At 39.5% G+C, this 2,665-nt stretch carries 3 protein-coding genes; all 3 read left to right on the forward strand.

The genetic code is table 11. From position 1 onward, the window contains the following. Positions 1-27: 27 nt before the first annotated feature. Positions 28-435, forward strand: a complete 408-nt coding sequence (gene glnR / locus RAC86_RS37615; protein WP_003238341.1) for a transcriptional repressor GlnR — start codon at positions 28-30, stop codon at positions 433-435. A gap of 58 nt (positions 436-493) precedes the next feature. Further along, positions 494-1,828 carry a type I glutamate--ammonia ligase gene (glnA, locus tag RAC86_RS37620; protein ID WP_014113887.1) on the forward strand — a complete coding sequence of 445 codons (1,335 nt, stop codon included), beginning with the start codon at positions 494-496 and terminating at the stop codon, positions 1,826-1,828. Between the two features lie 418 nt (positions 1,829-2,246). Beyond that, positions 2,247-2,665, forward strand: a 419-nt coding sequence (locus RAC86_RS37625) for a hypothetical protein (protein WP_377886848.1), incomplete at its 3' end; no start/stop codon positions are given.

Raw genomic sequence — 2,665 nt, forward strand, 5'->3', positions numbered from 1 at the left:
CTAAGTTAAGAAAAGGAGGAAATTGAGATGAGTGATAATATTCGCCGCTCAATGCCTTTATTTCCAATAGGAATTGTCATGCAGTTAACGGAGTTATCAGCAAGACAAATTCGATATTATGAGGAAAATGGATTGATATTTCCAGCCAGAAGTGAAGGGAATAGACGATTATTTTCATTTCATGATGTAGATAAACTGTTAGAAATCAAGCACCTGATAGAACAAGGTGTAAACATGGCAGGAATTAAACAGATTCTGGCGAAAGCGGAAGCCGAGCCGGAGCAAAAACAAAACGAGAAGACGAAAAAACCAATGAAACATGATCTGTCCGATGACGAACTGAGACAGCTCCTGAAAAACGAGCTCATGCAAGCCGGCCGTTTTCAAAGAGGGAATACATTCCGCCAAGGCGACATGTCCCGCTTCTTTCATTAATCCGTTAGCAACTGTTTTGCTATATACATTTACCTTTTAAGAGGAGGAGTTTTACGAAATGGCAAAGTACACTAGAGAAGATATCGTAAAATTAGTAAAAGAAGAAAACGTGAAGTATATCCGTCTTCAATTTACTGACATTCTTGGGACAATCAAGAATGTTGAGATTCCTGTAAGCCAGCTTGAAAAAGCGCTTGATAATAAAGTCATGTTTGACGGTTCTTCTATTGAAGGATTCGTTCGCATCGAAGAGTCAGACATGTACCTGTATCCAGATCTGAATACATTTGTTATCTTCCCATGGACAGCTGAAAAAGGTAAAGTAGCACGTTTCATCTGTGATATCTACAATCCGGATGGCACACCTTTCGAAGGTGACCCGCGAAACAACTTAAAACGGATTCTGAAAGAAATGGAAGACCTCGGCTTCAGTGATTTCAACCTCGGGCCTGAGCCTGAATTCTTCTTATTCAAATTAGACGAAAAAGGCGAGCCGACGCTTGAACTAAACGACAAAGGCGGATATTTCGACTTGGCTCCAACTGACTTGGGAGAAAACTGCCGCCGCGATATCGTTCTTGAGCTTGAAGAGATGGGCTTTGAAATCGAAGCGTCTCACCACGAAGTAGCACCTGGCCAGCACGAAATCGACTTTAAATATGCTGGTGCAGTCCGCTCTTGTGACGACATCCAAACGTTTAAACTAGTTGTCAAAACAATTGCCCGCAAACACGGCCTGCATGCGACATTTATGCCAAAACCATTATTCGGTGTGAACGGTTCCGGTATGCACTGCAATCTATCACTCTTCAAAAATGGTGTTAACGCATTCTATGACGAAAACGCAGATCTTCAGTTAAGTGAAACAGCGAAACACTTCATTGCAGGTATTGTGAAGCACGCAACAAGCTTTACAGCAGTAACAAACCCGACAGTAAACTCTTACAAACGTCTTGTTCCTGGCTATGAAGCACCTTGCTACGTTGCATGGAGCGCGCAAAACAGAAGCCCGCTTATCCGTATCCCGGCTTCCCGCGGCATCAGTACACGCGTTGAAGTCCGCAGCGTAGATCCAGCTGCTAACCCGTACCTTGCACTTAGCGTATTGCTTGCTGCAGGCTTAGATGGAATCAAAAACAAACTGGAAGCGCCAGCTCCAATCGACCGCAACATCTATGTGATGAGCAAAGAAGAGCGCATGGAAAACGGAATCGTTGACCTTCCAGCAACACTTGCGGAAGCGCTAGAAGAATTCAAATCAAACGAAGTCATGGTCAAAGCACTGGGCGAGCACCTCTTCGAACACTTCATCGAAGCAAAAGAAATCGAGTGGGATATGTTCCGCACACAAGTTCATCCTTGGGAGCGCGAACAGTATATGTCTCAATATTAATCTTTCAATCCCTTGGCACTATTGGTGTCAGGGGGTTTTTGATTTGATCGATAGAATGGAAAAATAGCATTTTTGGTCATTGACCAAAATATGACCAAAAATATTTGAAGTTATGAATCTAACTCCACAATTGAGGACACGTATTTCTCGTAATCATTAATTCGATTTTGGTCGAGCTTCTTACTAATAAGTGAATAAACATAGGCAGTCACCATCATGCTTTTATGATCTAAACGTTCTTGATTATATTTCATATCAGCGGAAAATGGTGAATGTACTAATGCTTAATTTTTTTGTGAGAAAAAATTCCAAAGGGTTCAAATGAGTTTTTGAGATAAGATAATTACCATAAGGAAGAATTTGAGGGCTTAAGAAACTTCAAGGGACAATTGATTCTTAAATAGAGGTGTTACATAAAATGAAATTGTATAATGAATTTATAAATATAGCTAAAACTTTTAATAAAGAGTTAGACATAATTCCATTATTATATGGATCTTTAGGTCTTGAAAAGGTAACTGGGTTAGACTTTTCTCCAGAAGATATTGATCTCCTTATTCCTTTAATTTTTTTAGAGGAAAAGTGGGAAAAACTAAAAAAAGTGATGGAACTGCATGGATACAAAATGGTTGATTTACATGAGCATGAATTTAAGAAAACTAATACAAAAATAGGCATTGCTTATATTGAGGATTTAAAACCATTTGCAGATGTAGACTATAATAACCTAGAGGTTTTTGAAGATGGCGGAGCGAAATATCATTTGCTAACGATTGATGATTACCTCAAGATTTATAAAAAGTCTTTATTAGATGGTTATAGAAGAAGGAAGAAGAA

Source organism: Bacillus sp. LR_5 (genome assembly GCF_042709275.1).